13 protein-coding genes are annotated in these 16,736 nt (G+C 67.1%); 5 read left to right on the top strand and 8 right to left on the bottom strand.

The window, feature by feature from the left end; genetic code table 11:
* Positions 1–31: 31 nt before the first annotated feature.
* Complete coding sequence (locus ATC03_RS14215; RefSeq protein WP_067878433.1) at positions 32–1,150, top strand: glycosyltransferase family 4 protein; 1,119 nt, start codon at positions 32–34, stop codon at positions 1,148–1,150.
* Positions 1,151–1,172: 22 nt separating this feature from the next.
* Here the strand turns inward: ATC03_RS14215 and ATC03_RS14220 are convergent, their stop codons facing one another.
* A complete protein-coding gene (locus tag ATC03_RS14220) occupies positions 1,173–3,137 on the bottom strand; it encodes a hypothetical protein (protein WP_067878436.1) in 1,965 nt (654 codons plus the stop codon).
* A gap of 71 nt (positions 3,138–3,208) precedes the next feature.
* Here ATC03_RS14220 and ATC03_RS14225 point away from each other — a divergent pair, with 71 nt between their 5' ends.
* Positions 3,209–5,464, top strand: coding sequence for a glycosyltransferase (locus tag ATC03_RS14225; RefSeq protein WP_074401060.1), 2,256 nt, complete (start codon positions 3,209–3,211; stop codon positions 5,462–5,464).
* Positions 5,465–5,525: 61 nt separating this feature from the next.
* On the opposite strand, the gene ATC03_RS14230 is transcribed toward ATC03_RS14225, so the two are convergent.
* Positions 5,526–7,697, bottom strand: a complete 2,172-nt coding sequence (locus ATC03_RS14230) for a glycosyltransferase (RefSeq protein WP_067878442.1) — start codon at positions 7,695–7,697, stop codon at positions 5,526–5,528.
* A complete protein-coding gene (locus tag ATC03_RS14235; protein ID WP_067882254.1) occupies positions 7,698–8,579 on the bottom strand; it encodes a glycosyltransferase family 2 protein in 882 nt (293 codons plus the stop codon).
* A gap of 192 nt (positions 8,580–8,771) precedes the next feature.
* Between ATC03_RS14235 and ATC03_RS14240 the strand changes: the two genes are divergently transcribed.
* Together ATC03_RS14240 and ATC03_RS14245 are read left to right on the top strand one after the other, a co-directional pair.
* A complete protein-coding gene (locus ATC03_RS14240; RefSeq protein WP_067878445.1) occupies positions 8,772–9,641 on the top strand; it encodes an ABC transporter permease in 870 nt (289 codons plus the stop codon).
* Positions 9,625–10,368 carry an ABC transporter ATP-binding protein gene (locus ATC03_RS14245; protein ID WP_067878448.1) on the top strand — a complete coding sequence of 248 codons (744 nt, stop codon included), beginning with the start codon at positions 9,625–9,627 and terminating at the stop codon, positions 10,366–10,368. Before ATC03_RS14240 ends, ATC03_RS14245 begins: the two co-directional genes overlap by 17 nt.
* Before the next feature lie 77 nt (positions 10,369–10,445).
* Here the strand turns inward: ATC03_RS14245 and ATC03_RS14250 are convergent, their stop codons facing one another.
* Together ATC03_RS14250 and ATC03_RS14255 are read right to left on the bottom strand one after the other, a co-directional pair.
* Positions 10,446–11,291: a glycosyltransferase gene (locus ATC03_RS14250; protein WP_067878452.1), complete on the bottom strand. Its 846-nt coding sequence runs from the start codon at positions 11,289–11,291 to the stop codon at positions 10,446–10,448.
* Complete coding sequence (locus tag ATC03_RS14255; RefSeq protein WP_067878455.1) at positions 11,291–12,238, bottom strand: glycosyltransferase; 948 nt, start codon at positions 12,236–12,238, stop codon at positions 11,291–11,293. The genes ATC03_RS14250 and ATC03_RS14255 overlap by 1 nt, the downstream gene beginning before the upstream one ends.
* 147 nt (positions 12,239–12,385) lie before the next feature.
* Here ATC03_RS14255 and ATC03_RS14260 point away from each other — a divergent pair, with 147 nt between their 5' ends.
* On the top strand, positions 12,386–13,525 hold the full coding sequence (locus ATC03_RS14260; RefSeq protein WP_067878458.1) for a glycosyltransferase: 1,140 nt from the start codon (positions 12,386–12,388) through the stop codon (positions 13,523–13,525).
* A 29-nt stretch (positions 13,526–13,554) separates the two neighbouring features.
* Here ATC03_RS14260 and ATC03_RS14265 read toward each other — a convergent pair whose 3' ends face one another.
* The 3 genes from ATC03_RS14265 to ATC03_RS14275 form a co-directional block, all read right to left on the bottom strand.
* A complete protein-coding gene (locus ATC03_RS14265; RefSeq protein ID WP_335622238.1) occupies positions 13,555–14,709 on the bottom strand; it encodes an LCP family protein in 1,155 nt (384 codons plus the stop codon).
* A gap of 215 nt (positions 14,710–14,924) precedes the next feature.
* Positions 14,925–15,392, bottom strand: a complete 468-nt coding sequence (gene purE, locus ATC03_RS14270; protein ID WP_067882257.1) for a 5-(carboxyamino)imidazole ribonucleotide mutase — start codon at positions 15,390–15,392, stop codon at positions 14,925–14,927.
* A gap of 129 nt (positions 15,393–15,521) precedes the next feature.
* Positions 15,522–16,613, bottom strand: coding sequence for a 5-(carboxyamino)imidazole ribonucleotide synthase (locus ATC03_RS14275; RefSeq protein ID WP_232338886.1), 1,092 nt, complete (start codon positions 16,611–16,613; stop codon positions 15,522–15,524).
* Positions 16,614–16,736 lie beyond the last annotated feature (123 nt).

The raw sequence follows: 16,736 nt of genomic DNA on the forward strand, positions 1-16,736 counted from the left end.
CACCACTGCAACTCCGACCAACGATTGGCGCATGTCCGTGACCGAACGCATCGATGTCTTCCTCCAGTACTACAAGCCGCACGTGAGCGGTCTCACGAACATGGCGGCCGACCTCGCGGGCGCGGCGGTCCGGTCGGGCTACGAGGTGCATGTGCATTGCGTGGCGAAAGAGGGCGGGACCACGCATCAGGAGATGGACGGCGTGCAGGTGCACGCCTACCGTCGCACTTTCTCCCTCGGTCGCGGGAACTTCTCGATCTCCCTCCTCTTGGCCTCGATGAAGCTCCGCAGGCTGCGGGGCATCGCGCACTTCCATCTCCCGCTGCCGGAGTCCGCGTTCTTCTCATGGGTGCTCGGTCCCGGGTGGCGCACGATCGTGACCTACCAGTGCGATGCGCCGGTCGGCAGCACGTTGGACACCCTCATCGCACGGGCGCTCGACGCTTCGCATCGCGTCCTCATCCGTCGGGCGAACGTCACGTGCACCTCGAGCTCCGACTATGCGGACGAATCCCGTCTGCGCGACCTCTTCCGCGAACGCGGAGCGATCGCGATCCCCGCGACGAGCATCGATCGCCGCGGAGGGACGCGGAGGTTCGCTCTGGAAGGTCGACGCCAGCTCGGATTCCTCGGGCGGCCCACTGCTGAGAAGGGGATCGACGTCCTGATGGATGCGCTCGAGCAGTTGCCCGACGACCTCGTGCTCACGCTCGCCGGCCCGTTGGACGGCCTCGCCGACCAGGTCGGATACGACCGCCAACGGCTCCAGCGCCTGATCGACAACGGACGGGCGCGGTCTCTCGGATTCCTCGCCGAAGAGGACATCGCCGACTTCTACGCTTCGCTCGACGTCTTCGCGCTGCCGTCGACCAACTCGTTCGAGGCCTTCGGCATCGTGCAGGTCGAGGCGATGTCCGCGGGAACACCCGTGGTCGCCTCGGCGCTGCCCGGGGTTCGCACCATCGTGCGTTCGACCGGCTTCGGCGAGATCGCCGAGATCGCCGACGGTACGGACCTCGCCAGAGCCGTCATGCTCGCACTGGACACGGAGTACGACGTCGCGCGCGCGCGCGACGTGCTAGAAGAGCGCTACCTCTCACCCGTGCCCGAGAACGCGTATCTCGGCATCTACCGTCGACTCGCGGCCTGATCATCGGTCCAGCCACGCGTTCTCAATCGCAGATGTTGCGAACCACGACCGCTGCGACGGGATAGCTCGGCGAGGCCTCGACCGCGCCGACCTCGATCCAGCAGTCGGCACCGCCGGGGAGCACCTCGCTCCAGGCAGCCGCGTCGCTCTCGTAGAGCACGGCGAAATCTGCGGTCGGAAGCGCTGAACGTTGCGTGCCTCCCTCCCTCGCCCCGCCGTTCTCGTCGAACTCGATCGGCACCACGGTGTTGCAGAGCGCATCACCGTACAGGCTGTACGGCAACGTGGCCAGCAAGGATTGCTCAGTGAGACCGACCGGCGTGAGCCCTCCAGCGGTCTGAACCGCGATGGAGACGCAACCCTCGTCGCTCGAAGGCAACCAGGCGAGGTAGTCCGGGGTGCCCCACGGGTTCCCAGGAGTGTCGGGTTGCCAACCGCTGTCGAACGAGCGCATCTGGAGGAGCGCACTCACACCCGGATACACGTTGCGTTCGTTCCAGACGATCTGGCCGGTCGCCAGGAGCATCGCGAGGGAAACCGCCAGGACGTCGACGATTCTAGGCGTGGTGATCACGGTGGTCATCAGCATCGCGACGAGCAGTCCGACCGTCGGTCCGATGACATACCGGGCATCGAACGTCGACGGTTGCATAACGAGGATCAGCACGCTCAATCCGGCGATCGCGGCCTGAGCGAGCCACTGGCCTCGGGCGGGTGCCGCTGAGCCCCGCCTCCTTCGCACGAGGAAGAGAACGAGCTGCGCAAGCAGGATCGCCGCGACCACCGCCAGCACGAAGGCCGGCACGTGACCGAATCCGCCGGCACGTGGATCGTAGTCGGGCTTCGTCATGCCGTGCAGAACCCCTGACGCCATCCCGTCCAGGAAGGATCCGATGCGTTGGATGTCGAAGAGGCCGGTGCCGCGCTCGCCCGAGGTGAAGACGCTCAGGTCGACGATGCCCGGGAACTGGATCGGTCCCATCGAGACCTTCACCGGATACACGGGATTGCTGAACGAGACGAAGTTGCGGATGTAGAACGAGAGCGCGGCGAGAGACGGCACGCCGATCGTGAGCGCCGCGATTCCGAAGGTCCGCCAGAAGCGGGCGCCCTGAGCCATCCTGCGCCAGATCACCACTGCGGCGAGCGCGGCGATGAGCAGCACACTCGTGAGGATGCCGGTCGGCTTGGTCGCCAGAACCGCGGCTGCGGCCGTCGCCGCCACGAGGATATCGACGGCGCCGAACCGCTTCGTCAAGACGACGAGGAAGATGCAGGTGACGAGGGCCGTGCCATATGCGAGGTCGACGTAGAGGATCCGAGGCTGCATCCAGATCACCGGGGCCGAAACGATGAGCGCGGCTAGCCCGACGCGCATCCAGGCTCGCGGGAACCGAGACTTCAGCGCGAAGTTGATCGCGAGCATCAACACCACGAGGTGAGGAATCTGCAGCGCGTCGTCGAACCTCGCTTCGCCCGTGAAGGATGCCAGGTTCACACCGCCGACCATGGTGAGGTCGGAGTAGAACACGTACTCGTTGAGCGCGTTCCAGCCCCACAGGTTGCCCGACTGCACCAGCAGCGCCAGGACGGGACCGTGGTAGAGCTCGCCGTCCACCGACAGTTCGGGCTTGACCACCCCGATCGCGACATGGAAGGCCGCGATCAGGCCGACGATCACAATCGCCCCCCAACCGGTGCGTGCTGCTCCAGCGAATTCGCCCCATCCGTTCGCGACGCCCTTTCGAACGCGGCGAGAGAGGAACGAGAGTCCGACTAGGAGGAGGAGTACTGCGTTGGTGACGGCCCACGGGATTCCGAACAAGAGCCCGAAGGCGAGGGTCAGCGCATAGCCGTACACGGCGACGACGGCCCCGTACAGCAGCGCCCTTGCATGGCCGCGCGAGCGCGCGAGCAGCAGATACGCGAGCGCGAACAGAGCGAACTGAAGCAGGAGGCCGATCGAACCGGCGAAGGCGGAGGACACAGGCCGAGGATAGTCGAGTCATCGGCCCCGTTCGATTCGGCGGCCCAGTTACCCCCGGCTACGCTTGGTGAGTGCCAGTACCGACTTCCACCCCACCGACACCCCAAGCCGAGGGTGCGATCGCGCTCAGCGTCATCGTCACGACACACTCGGAGGGTCGACTGCTCCGGCCCACTGTGCGGTCCATCGCGGCAGCGATCGATGCGGTGCAAGCCAACGGCGACAGCGTCGAACTCATCTTGGTTCGAGACCGTCCCGATGCGCCGACACGTCATGAGGTGGATTGGTGGTCCGCCCGCTCGGACCTGTCGTTCACCGTTCGCGTCCTCGATGTCGACCTCGGCGAGTCCGGGGCGTCGCGCAACGCCGGCGCGGAGGCATCCGTCGGCACCTACGTCGCGTTCATCGACGGTGATGACCTAGTGTCGAGCAACTATCTCAGCGATTCGGTCCGGATGCTGCGCGGATCCGACGGTCGCACCATCATCCATCCTCACCGCGTCATCAGCTTCGGCGCACGCTCCATCGTCTGGGAGATCCGTTCCACCGTCCACGGCGACGTCGACTACAAAGCGCTGGTGCGGAACAACCAGTGGCCGTCATCTTCTGTGGCCCCGGCGACGATCTACCGCGAGATCCCCTTCCGTTCGCTCCGACCGGGCGACGGCTATGGCCCCGAGGACTGGATCTGGAACATCGACACGGCCGCAGCAGGCATCGCCCATGACGTCGCACCTGAGACGACGTTCTTCTACCGGGTGAAGGCACGCAGCGGCGTCAATGTCCGGCACGTGCAGTCGATCCTGCCGGCCTTCGACTTCGAAGCATTGCGTAACGCGCTGCCGGTACGGCCTCCGACACCGACCTCGGGACGATCGCTCTCACCACGTTCGCTTGGCCAGTCAGCGTACCGAAAGGCTCTCCCAACGGTGCGTCGCCTGACCCGGCGACTCACGCCAGAAGAGCGTGCCCGGATCTACACGGGGGTTCGGAGGGCCTATCGAACCGCACTGCGACTGCCGCACCACCGGATGACCGCACACTTGAAAACAGCCTTCGAAGAGGCCAGTCACTTGGATCCGGCGATTTCATGGACGGCATTCGATTACGAAACGCTGGAGCTTTGGGCGCCGCGAGACGACGGATACGCCGACGCACTCGAGCAGGCCCTCGATGACCTCCGCGATCATGCTGGAGCAATTGTGGTCGTTCCGTGGGTCGGCATTGGTGGAGCAGACCTCGTGTCTCGCAACTACGCGCGTGCGCTGGAGGCATCGCCGGAGTTCGGCGGACGGACCTCGATCCTCGCGACGGATCTAGCGGACAACACGCAGAGGGAATTGATTCCCACCGGGGTCAATTTCGTCCAGCTCTCACCGATTGCCGCGGCATTCTGGCCCGAACAACACGCTCGGCTCGTTGCTCAGATCGTCATTCTCTCCGAGCCCAAACTGCTCGTCTCTGTCAACGGCTTCCACCTCACTCGGGCTATGGAACGCTATGGAACGCAGATTTCCGATGGACGACACGTTTTCGCAACCCTGTTCGCCTTCGACCACATCGGCCCCGGCTACCCGGTCAACCCGATCACCAACGACTCCGAGCGCGAGTATCTCGACGATCTGACCGGCGTCATCACCGACAACACCACGACGGCGCGCCTGCTGAGCGAGATCCTCGCCATCGAGCCGCCTCGAGTTCAGATCCACCGCCAACCGGCCATGGAGCAGATTCCCGAGCTGCGACGCGACAGCCGCGCCTATTCGACCGACAGCTTCACCGCCGCTGAGCCGTTCCGGCTCCTCTGGCCGCATCGTCTCGACAAGGAGAAGCGGCCGGATGCCGTGGTGGCCATAGCCCGCAGCCTCCGGGAGCGCGGCATTCCGGCGAAGATCGACGTGTGGGGCCAACGTGTCCTCTCCGGCCATGGTGACCACCTGATGAAGGACTTCGCCGAGGCGGGAGTCACCTACCGCGGTCCGTACTCCGGAGGCATCAGTGCGCTGCCGACCGGCGACTATCACGCGCTGCTGCTGACGTCGGAGTCGGAGGGCCTTCCGTTGGTCCTCGTGCAGTCGCTGCTGAGCAGCCTGCCCGTCATCGCCTCGGGTGTCGGCGGTGTGCCGGACATTATCGTGGACGGCGAGACCGGGTTGCTCACCCTCGGCCCGGACGACACCGACGGGTTCGTCGATGCGATCGAACACCTCATGACCTCCCCCGACGACCGGCGTCGGATCATCGAAACGGGCTACGCCTTCGGGGTGGAGCATCACTCGTGGGAGAGTTTCACGAGCCTGGTCGACGAGACGCTCATCCGGCCGTAACCGTGGTTCCACGGAATCCCGCCACTGCCCGTACCGGAAATCGCGCAACGAGACTCGGCGCTCAGTGGGCCGGTGAGCCCCGCAGATAGCCGGGGATCGACGCCAGCCGCTCGTCGAACGCGGGCGCAGAGAACTCGGACCTGATCACGTCACGCGCGGCCGCCGCGCGCCGCGAGGACTCCTCCGGGTCCGCAAGCATCGATTCGATTGCCGCCACGTACGCCTGAACATCGTCGAACCGGTCGATCGGATACCCGACCGACTCGGTGAGGACCTCGCCGACCCCTCCGACGGTCGGAGCGATCACCGGCAGACCGGCACCCATCGCCTCGAGCATGGTGATCGGGACGCCCTCCCACTCGGAGGTCATGAGCAGTGCCCCGTACTCGGTCAGCGGCAGACTCGAGAACCCGCCGGTGAACGCCGGGTACCGATGCGCGCCGGCTTCCTCGAGCTGGAGGAGATGCTCGGCCAGGCCCGAATCGCCCATGACCTGTTCGCCGTAGAAGTCGATCTCCACCGGCAGTTCCCGTCGAGCGATCTCCCTCGCGACCGCCGCGAGGAGATCGAGCCGCTTCTGCACATCGAACCGACCCGCCCAGACCAGCCGCAAGGGCCTCATGGGGTCGCGTCCGACCGCCGCCACCGGAGTCGGCCCGGTCGCGGCGACGATGTTGCGCTGCACCCGGAACTTCGCGCATTCGTACCCGAGGTCGTCGACCATGGTCGAGACGAATGACGCGCTGTCGACGAGCACGGCCGTGACGGGATCGAGGAAGCGATCGCGACGGTAGAACATGACCGACGTCCGCTCACCGTCTTGGGTGCGATCCACGACGAACGTCGAGAGGAAGATGGCCGAATCGGCCGCCAACTCGTCGCCACGGGCCTCGATGACGTCGAACGCCATCGTCGAGTTGAATGCGTGGATCGTGATCGGCCGGAGTTGGGCGATCAGTTGCGGCAGCAGCCGCTCGGTGCACCAGGCGCGGTCGACCACCGCCGAACCGACCGTCCGAAGCTCGACAACATGCACGTCCGGCGGGAGCAGATCGAGCCGGGTCGACTCTTGGAACTCGGTCGTCACCAGGGCGATGCTCGCCGTAGGCTCGATGCGACGCACGGCGGCGATGTACTGTGCCAGAACGAAATCACCGCCGCCGGTGCGCACCCATGGCGCGAAGAACAGGTAGTCGACCGCGTCGGGCAGCATCGATCGGACACGCCAGTACGCCTCAGCTCGCTGATTCTCGATCGCATCGAGCTCGACCGACCGATACTCGCGAAGCGCGGAGGGACGCGGGAACGGCACGGCAGGTTCGAGCCGGTTGAGCTCGCGCATCTCCGACACGAGCCACTCAGGCACCGCCGACCCGCGGCGGGCTGCCATCGCGCGCCGGAAGGCGTCGCGCGTTGGCCGAACGGTGTCGATCGCGAGACGGGCGACGGCGGCGGCCGGGCGAGGCAGTCGTCGGATGCGGTCCTGGATGCCGCCGCGATGCGAAGACGTAGCGGCGTGCGCAGCCGGTTGCGAGGAACTCCGGCGAGCGAGCCACTCCGAGCGGAGCATCATCGGCCGCCCCGCGGAGTCCCGATCGACGAGGTCTCGTGGCTCGCGGAGCATCAGGGCCGTCCCCGGCGCGATCCGCCGTTCGATGCGATCCGCCGCGATCCGACCGTTCCACAGCCATCCGGCGTCGCGGAGCGAGGATGCCGGTGTCGATTCGACGACGCGGCGAAGCGCAACGGCCGTGCCGGCCATCCGCCAACCCCATGGATCGGTGACCGCCAGCGCCTCGACCGCGTGTCGGTCGCCTCCTCGCGGGCGAGCGGCCACCTCCCGCGTGGCGCCGAAAGTCATCAGCAACTCGGAGTCGACCACGATGTCGGAAGCTGCTGCTGCGACCTCTTCGAACGCCGAGGCGATCCAGGTCGCGCTCACGAGCACGTCGGAGTCGAGCAGCACGATGACGCGGCCCGACGCGGCCTCGATGCCTCGGACGACGGCCGCAGACGCGGGCTCGCCCAAGAGCCCCTCGAGGTGCACCAGCGTGAACGCCCGGCCCGAGCGATCCGCGAACTGACCGTTCGCACCCACCGCGATCACCTCGACCTGGATGTCGCGGGCGGCGGCAAAGGCGATGGCTCGTTCGAGCGAACGAAGCGAAGGCAGGGCGAGGCGCCGTTCGTCCCCGACGTGGAACACGACGGTGAGGTCGGATTCCTCAGCCATCTAGCCTCGCCCCAGCACGCGCTTGACGCGCGACTTCGCTCGTCTGAATGCCGTGTCTCCGGCAATGGTCTCGAGCCGATCCAGCCGACGAGCGAGTTCGTCGAATCGATCATCGAGGAGTCGGGTGAGGTACAGCGGGAGTCCCGAGCCTTCGGCGGCGACGTAGTCGCGCAGGGCGCGATCCCGGACGATCCGGTCGTACCGGCGGTGGTCGTCGCGGAGCGCGACCACGGAATTGCCCGCGTCGCCGTGCGCGTTCGGACGCTGATGCCAGAACGCGAGGGCGGGTGCGGGCACGAAGTCGATCTCGCCGCGCGCGGCCAGCCGGAGATTCGCCTCCCAGTCCCCGGTAACCGGGAGCCGCCGGTCGAAGAGCCCGACGTCGATCAGCGAGGTCCGCCGATACAGCATGGAGATCGGGACGCAGGTATTGAACCGCATGAGATCGAACAGCGTGATCTGCCTGAGTTCGGGGAGGAACGTCTCGCGCCCGTCCTCACGGACCGTCTGACCGTCGAGAGATTCCCACACGATCTCCGTCCGGACGCCGACGGCCACCGCCGACGGATCCGCCTCGAGCCTCGCACCGGTCAACGTGAGGAACTCGGGGTGCCAGGTGTCGTCGTCGTCGTGGATCGCGACGAAGGTGCTCTCGAGGGACCGCACACCGACGTTCGAGGCTTCCTCCATGCCCACCGACGCCTCGTGGTGGATCACGCGAACTCGTCCGGCGAATCGGTCTGACCGGTCGTCGACCAGTGCGTCGACCGAGGCGAAGTCGCCGCCGTCGTTCACCAGCGTCAGCACCCAGTCCTGGGCGCTCTGCGCGAGCACGTCGTCGAGCGCGCGCTGGAGCAGAAGCGGACGATTCTTCGTACGCATGACGATGTTGAACCGCGCCGGAGCGGCGGTACCTTCTGCAACCACGCGACCTCCCGGCAGGATACTCCGCACATTCTATCGGGGCCTCCGGTGCGCCCGACCACCGGCGGAAAGTGAGCTCAGGCGATGCCGGTTAGTATTAGGAAGCTCTGCGCAGTTTCAGCGCTGGATCGATCGAATCTGAGGAACCGAATGACAGGCGGATACCCCCACGCCGACATCGGGCTGCAACGCCCCGGGGTGAGTCGCGGACTCATCGACGTCTTCGAACACCGCTATCTGCTCACGCTCATCGTGCGCAAGGAAGTGCAGATCAGATACCGCGGCTCTGTGCTGGGATGGCTGTGGTCGTACGTCAAGCCACTCGTGCAGTTCGCGGTGTTCTTCGTCGCCCTCGGCGTCTTCCTGCGCCTGAGCAACTCGATCGACGCGTATCCGCTCTATCTGCTGGCCGGTATGACCGTCATCAGCTTCTTCACCGAAGCGTTCGCGAACGGCACCCGCAGCCTCGTCGACAACGCCCCGCTGATCAAAAAGATCTACGTGCCGCGTGAGATGTTCCCCGTCTCGAGCATGATCGTCGCTGCGATCAACACCCTCCCCCAGATGATCGTCGTCGGCATCATCGCGGCGGTCCTCGGCTGGCAGCCGACCGCGCTCGGCGTTGCGGCGATCCTGCTCGGCTTCGTGATCGTCGCCGTGCTCTCCACCGCGCTGGGAATGCTGTTCGGCGCGATCAACGTCTCCTTCCGCGACGCTCAGAGCTTCGTCGACATCATCGTGATGTGCGCGGTCTGGGCCTCTCCAGTCATGTACCAGCTGAGCATGGTCCGCTCGACCCTCCCCGACTGGGCGTTCACGCTCTACCTGCTCAATCCCCTGACGCCGGCCGTCGAGCTGTTCCACTACGGATTCTGGGCGCCGCTCGACACCTCGGGCTCCGATCAGCTGCCCGAGCTCTGGCTGTTCGCGGGCATCGCCGTGGTCACGTCCGTCATCCTGCTCTTCGTCGGGCAGCTCGTCTTCCGCCGGCTGGAGGGCCGCTTTGCCCAAGTACTCTGACTCGCTCGCGCTGCCCAGCGTCGTCGTCGACGACGTCCACAAGACGTTCAAGCTTCGCCACACGCATTCGGTGAAGGAGACCTTCCTCGCTGCGGTGAAGCGCAAGCAACTCACGACCGACTTCAATGCGCTCGACGGCATCTCCTTCACCATCGAGGAGGGCGAAGCCGTCGCGCTCATGGGATTCAACGGCTCTGGCAAGTCGACGATGCTCAAGCTCATCTCTGGCGTGATCGTGCCCGATCGGGGCAGCGTGATGACCCGCGGAAGGATCGCCGGACTGATCGAAGTCGGTGCCGGATTTCACCCGGACCTCTCGGGACGGGAGAACATCTACCTGAACGCCGCGATCCTCGGGATGTCGAAGAAGGAGATCGACGAGCGGTACGACGAGATCGTCGCGTTCAGCGAGATCGAGCAGTTCATCGACACCGAGGTCAAGCACTATTCGTCGGGCATGTTCCTTCGCCTCGCGTTCTCAGTTGCGATCCACACTGAAGTAGATGTGCTCCTCATCGACGAGATCCTCTCGGTGGGCGACGAGCCCTTCCAGGAGAAGTGCCTGGCTCGGATCCGCGAGCTCCACGATGCCGGAAAGACGCTCGTCGTGGTCAGCCACGATCTCGACATGGTCTCGCGGCTCTGCAGCCGTGGCATTGTGCTCCGCGGCGGCAACGTCGCGTTCGACGGTGCGAGCGCCGAGGCTGTGGCGTTGATGCGCGCATAGGCTGCGCTCGGCTTGGCCGAGCGCAGTCGGCCGCTCCCCCCGTCGCGACAACCTGAACGACTTCGTGAGCACCGTGTTCACGAAGCGGCTGGAGCATCCTTCGCGGAACGCGCGATGAACCGCCGGTACGCGGCCTTGCGCACGGGCTCAGGCACGAACCGGTAGACACCACGGATGCTCACGTTCCGCAGGTACTGGCCACGGGTGGTGAATCGGATGCCACGGAGCGCGCGCTGCAGCGCGAGTTCGCTGCGCCACTGCGCGCGACCTCCGCGGCGAGCATATGCTCCGGCACCGACCCGGTACATCACGAGCGGTTCGGGAACGTTTCCGACCGCGGCACCGTCCGCAATCATCCGCGCGAAGAGCCAGTAGTCCTCCATGAGGCCCATGGGCTGATATCCGCCGACGCGATCGACGGCCGATCGGCGATAGACGACGGTCGGATGGCTGAACGGGTCGTGGAACCGCGAGTAGGCGGCGATGTCGTCGGCCTCGCTGCGGGGCACGCGTTTGCCGACGATGGTGCCGTCGTCGTCGAGAAACTCGTACATGCCCGTGCCGACGAGCTCGAGTCCGGCTTCGACGAGCGGCACCTGCTTGGCGAACCGTTCGGGCAGCGAGATGTCGTCGGCGTCCATGCGCGCGACGATGTCGTGATCGCTGAGCGCGAGACCTTCGGTCAGCGCTCGAGTGAGGCCGACGTTCTCGGCGATGCGGTGGTGCACGACGGGGACTTCGGATGCCGCGACGCTCGCCTCGATCGCGGCGGCGAGCTCATGGCCGACCGGCCCGTCCTGGACCAACACCACCTGCGCGGGCTTCAGGGTCTGCTGCGTCACGCTCGAGGCGAATGCCTTGGCGAAGTGCGCCGCGTCGTCGCCGCGGTAGACGGGCATGAGCAAGGCGAACGGCTCGGTCATCACCCCTCCAGCGAGCGGACGGCCTCGCTCGCGTCGCCGAGCTCGGCGAGCGCCATGGCGTTGGGCCGCGGCCTGGTGCGGGTACCGTCGCGGTAGCCGCGCCGCCAGCCGTCGCGGAGGACCGCGCGGTCCTCGGAGCGGAGGAAGGTCTTGATCCATCGACGGATGCTCGATGCGCCGTAGACGGCCTTCTCGACGGGCGAGAGACTCTGCGAACGGCGGAACATCCAGAGCTTGTTGCGCACCTCGTAGTAGAAGCGCGCCCCGGGGTCGGCATCGGTCGAGCCGAGCACCTTCGTCTTGTGCACCACGACGGATGCGGGAACGTGCAGGCCACGGCGACTGCGCAGCACACGCGTGGAGTACTCGAAGTCGTCGTTCCAGATGAAGTAGTCAGCAATCGGCAGCCCGACCTCGCGGACGATGTCGGCGCGCACGAGCATCGAGACGAAAGACGTGCTGCGCACTGCGATGCCCCCGGACTGCGCCGCGGCGAGCCGCTCGGCCTTGCCGACGAACGGCTTCTCGCGCGGCGTGTTCATGGGATGCTCGGATCCGTCGGTCCAGATCACGCGCGATCCGGCGGCGACGACCTCGGTTCCTTGGACGGCCCGGAGGAGCGCTTCGAGCGCGCCCTCGGTCGGGACGGTGTCATCGTCCATGAGCCAGAGCCACTCGGGGTCGTGGCGTTGGAGAGCGAGCGCCATGCCTGCGGCGAAACCTCCCGCCCCCCCGGTGTTGCGCGCGAGCGTCGTGAGGTCCACGAGTTCGCCTGCGTCGCGCGCGACGTCGATCGTGTCGTCGGTCGATGCGTTGTCGACGACCACGATCTTCGCAACCGGAGTGCGCTGCGCGGCGAGTCCGTCGAGCACTTCGACGAGCAGGTCGCGACGGTTATAGGCGACCACGACCGCGACGACGCGCGGGGGCAGCGAGGAGGAGTTCATACGGCTCTCATCATGGAGTGGGAGTGACATTCCATCTTGCCCTGCCGCCGGGCGCATCGCCGACCATGGGGACCGGTTCCCGTCGGATTCGCAGCGGCGCTCCCGGTAGATTGAACTGGCCGCCGCGCCCGACCTCGAAGGAGATGCATGTCCATCACGCTCCGGATGATCGTCGATCAGGTCGTCGCCCCAGTGCCGGGCCCACTCGGCAGGTACACCCGGGCGCTCACGTCGGCGTTGATCGAGAGCGCTCCGAGCGGATGCGAGGTCGAGGGCATCGTGGCTTCATCTCCGACCATCGACTACGAACGGGTGGAGCAGGCGTTCCCCGGTATCGGGCGGCTCTACAAGACGTCGCTGGCCAGACGGGAGCTCACGGCCGCATGGCAGCTTGGACTGACCACGTCTCCGGGCGGCGGCATGATCCACGCGCCGAGCCTCTTCGCCCCGTTGCGACGACACGATCGATCCGTCACGGGCGATCAGGTGGTCGTCACCGTCCAGGACCTCGTGGCGTGGACGAATCCCCAATCGCTGACGCCCGCCACCGTCGCGTGGCATCGCGCCATGCTGAAGCGTGCACGCAAACACGCCGACGCGGTCGTTGTGCCGACGCATGCGCTGGCCGAGCGTCTCGCGGAGATCGCCGAATTCGGTGATCGGGTGCGCGTGATCGGAACGGCCCCGCGCATGGGTCTGGAGGTCGACGGTGCGGATGCCGCGCTCCGCCGTGCCAGGCTTGGCCTGCCGTCCGAGTACCTCGCCGTGACGGCGACGCTCGCCCCTGCAACGGGCCTCGTCGATCTCCTCGAGGCGCTCGGCAGCCCTGGCGTTCCGCCGATTCCGTTGGTCGTGCTCGGCCCAGACTCGTGGGGCGAAGTGCATCTCGCGAACGTGGCCGACGAGTCCGGCGTCGACCCCAGCCGGGTGCAGGCCGTGCAGGTCGAGGATCCGGCAGACCTCGCAGCACTCCTGGCGGGCGCGACGGCGATCGTCTCGCCCAGCCACGAGGACGGCGCGGCGACCGATCTCATCGAGGCGTTCAGCATGGGTGTCCCGCTGATCCACTCGAACACGGCGACTCATCTCGAGGTCGCAGCCGAGGCAGGCCTCGCGGTGACCGTCGGTTCAGGCGGGTACGTCGACCGGTTGGCCGCGGCCGTCACCGCGGTCGTCGAGCATCCGTCGCTCGCAGACCGGCTGGCCGTGACCTCGAGTGATCGCGCCCGAGCGTTCAGCTGGCGCGATTCTGCCGAGCGCATCTGGCAGTTGCACGCGGACCTCTGAGCCGCGGCGCCCATGCCGGAGCAGGTCAATCAGCCTTCGGTCGGCTCCGCGGTCGGCGGGATCAACGCTTGTGCGATGAGCTGCCGAACGTACTCGTAGTCGGGATCCTCGGCCGAATCGACACCGTTTTCGGGGGTGAGGGCCACCGAGATGATCGGCAACTCCTTGGTCTTGAGGCCGAGGTTCACGAAGTAGCCGAGCATCGATTGCGGGATGTCTGTCTTCACGGTATCTGCGCCTGCCGACGCAATGCCCTGGAACTGCGAGAGCACCGTGGCGGGTGTGAATTGCTGAAGGATCGCCGTCTGAAGGTTGTGCTGGCGCTGCATGCGCTCGTAGTCACCACCGGCCACGCCGTACCGAGCACGGCCGTACCAGAGTGCGTAGTATCCGCTAAGGTGCTGCTCGCCGGGCTCGATCCAGCCGTCGACGCCGTTATTGTCCTCGTCGCCGCCGATCGGGATGCGGGTCTCGACGTTGATGTCGATGCCCCCCAGCGCGTCGATGAGCTGCTCGAATCCTTGCATGTCGATGAGCACGTAGTACTGGATCTGGAGTCCGGTGATGCCCTCGATCGCGTCGCGCATGCCCTCGATGCCGGGCTCACTCCCCTGCGCCACCGCATCGGGGTACATCTCGGGCGACTTCAGCTCGACCTCGGTGTAGACCGAGTTGAGCTGGCACGCGTCGACCTCGCAGCCGTCGACGGCACCGTAGCCCTCGGGGTACACCGCCTGCAGTGGCGAGTCCGCATCGAACGGGAAGTCGACGAAGTCACGTGGAAGACCGATCGTGACGGCCTGGCCGGTTTCGGCGTCGATGCTCACGAGGCTCATGCTGTCGGGGCGCATGCCCTCGCGGTCGGGACCGGAATCGCCGCCAAGCAGAAGGATGTTGTAACGGCCGTCGATCGGAGGCTCGCTGGGGCCGGCCACGAACACCGATGAGATGAACCCGCTCGCGGTGGTCGCGACGTACGCACCATACGCTGCCGTACCCGACACCACGGTCATCACCGCGATCGAAAGCAGGGCGACCCAAGCCCGTGCCGACGGTGCCGTCCTCACGAGGCGCACGAGCCTCAGCGTGTCGAGCGTGAGCACAACCCAGAGCACGGCGTAGAAGAGCGCGGCCGCCGCAACGATCCAGAGGGTGATGGTAGTCGACGCCACGGTGTACAGCACGGTCGGCCAGAGCAGCCAGACGACGAGCGCGATGAGGGCGAGCGCCCAGAGCGTCAGGGTCGCCCCGAGGCCGAAGCGGCCGAGGCGCCGGTCTCCGGCGAGCACCTGCGCCGAGCCCGGCACGAGGAAGTTGAGGACGACGAGCCACCACGCGCGACGCGTCATGACCGGGCGCGATGCGACGTCGGGGAACCTGATCGGGCTTGCGGCGAGCGTCATAGGGTCGACTTCAGCCGTTCGTTCTTCTCCTCGACGAGCGCGGCGAGCGACTCGGCGTAGGCGGCGAGTGCCTCGGTGAGCGCGGCGTCCGAGGTCGCGAGGATCTTGGCGGCGATGAGGCCGGCATTCTTCGCGCCGCCGATCGAGACGGTCGCGACGGGCACGCCCGCGGGCATCTGCACGATCGAGAGCAGCGAGTCGAGGCCGTCGAGACGCGAGAGCGGCACGGGCACGCCGACGACGGGCAGCGTGGTGACCGAGGCGAGCATGCCGGGCAGGTGGGCTGCACCGCCCGCGCCCGCGATGATGACCTTGAGGCCGCGCGAGGCCGCCTGCTTGCCGTACGCGATCATCTTCTCGGGGGTGCGGTGCGCCGAGAGCACCTCAACCTCGTGGGGGATGCCGAATTCGGCGAGCAGGGCGGATGCCTCGTGCATCACGTTCCAGTCGGAGTCGGATCCCATCACGACGCCCACGAGCGGGCTGTTTGCTGCAGTCACCCGACGATCTTAGGATGCCCGGCTGGCAGATCGCCGCAGGGCGCGCACGGTGACGCGCACCGGCAGGCGCGCCGATGCCGGCCCGGCACCGGCTCAGTCCTGGAAGGCGGCCGCCGCCGCGCGCGCCTCGTAGACGACGGCGTCGAGGTCGTCGCCGATGGCGGTGACGTGTCCGACCTTGCGACCGGGTCGCGGCGCCTTGCCGTAGTTGTGCAGCTTCACGGTGGGGTGCTGCTCGAGGGCCGCGGCGTAGCGGTCGGCGAGCGAGCCCTCGACCGGGCCGCCGAGGACGTTGACCATGACCGACCAGTCGGCGTGCGTGCCGGTGCCCCCGAGCGGCAGGTCGAGCACGGCACGCAGGTGCTGCTCGAACTGGCCGGTCGTCGCGCCGTCCATCGACCAGTGGCCGCTGTTGTGGGGGCGCATCGCGAGTTCGTTGATCAGGATGCGTTCGTCGGTGGTCTCGAAGAGCTCGACGGCCATGACGCCGGTCACCTCGAGGCCCTCGGCGACGGCGAAGGCGATCTCGGCGGCGACGTCGGACATCCTGCCGGCCGAGTGCGGCGCGGGCGCGATGACCTCGCTGCAGACGCCGCCGACCTGGACGGTCTCGACGAGCGGCCAGGCGACGATCTCGCCGGACGGGCGCCGCGCGACCATCTGCGCGAGCTCCCGGCGGAAGTCGACCAGCTCCTCGACGAGCAGCGCGCCGTCACGACCGTCTTCGGATGCCGCGACGAACCACTCGGCGACCTCGGCCGCGGTGCGCACGACCCGCACGCCCTTGCCGTCGTAGCCGCCGCGCGGGGTCTTCACGACGGCCGCGCCCCCGTGAGCCGCGATGAACTCGTCGAGCTCGGCGGGCGTCTCGATTCGCGCCCAGTCGGGCACGGGCAGGCCGAGCTCCGAGAGGCGTTCGCGCATGAGCAGTTTGTCTTGGGCGAACCGCAGCGGGTCGGGGCCCGGGCGCACGGCGACGCCCGCGTCGACGAGCGCGCGCAGCACGTCTTGGGGCACGTGCTCGTGATCGAACGTGATGACGTCGACCCCGCGCGCGAACGCGAGCACGGTGTCGAGGTCGGTGTAGTCGCCGACCCGATCGGCCGCGATCGCCGCGGACATGCCCTCGGCCTCGGCGAGCACTCGGATGTCGACGCCGAGCTCGATGGCCGCGGGGATCATCATCCGGGCGAGCTGTCCGCCGCCGATCACTCCGACTCGCACGCGGTCGCTCCTTCGGGTTCAGGGGTTCTGCTCAGGGGTCGTGCATCCGGGGGTTCGCGTGTCGCGAGCACCTCCCGGAGCCGC

This window comes from Agromyces aureus (assembly GCF_001660485.1).
Classification (GTDB): Bacteria; Actinomycetota; Actinomycetes; order Actinomycetales; family Microbacteriaceae; genus Agromyces; species Agromyces aureus.